Below are 260 nucleotides of genomic sequence, written 5' to 3'. Positions count from 1 at the left end.
CACCTTTTAATCCACTTTGCTTCATTTCGAAGATTCCCATTTCATTCGTTGAACCAAAACGGTTTTTAACAGCTCGCAAAATTCGATATGCGTGGTGTTCATCGCCTTCAAAATAAAGCACAGTATCAACCATGTGTTCTAGCAATCTTGGGCCAGCAATTTGACCTTCTTTCGTTACATGACCCACTATAAAAGTTGCAATGTTCATTTGTTTAGCAATATTCATTAAACTTTGTGTACTTTCACGAACTTGTGAAACA

General features: G+C 36.9%; 1 pseudogene. It reads right to left on the bottom strand.

Going from position 1 to position 260, the window contains the following annotated elements:
• Nucleotides 1-260, bottom strand: a pseudogene (locus F1003_RS18920) (DNA repair protein RadA); the annotation flags it as partial.

Source organism: Winogradskyella ouciana (assembly GCF_009709615.1).
GTDB lineage: Bacteria > Bacteroidota > Bacteroidia > Flavobacteriales > Flavobacteriaceae > Winogradskyella > Winogradskyella ouciana.
Note: the sequence above shows the minus strand (reverse complement) of the source record. Positions and strands in the feature narration are given on the sequence as shown.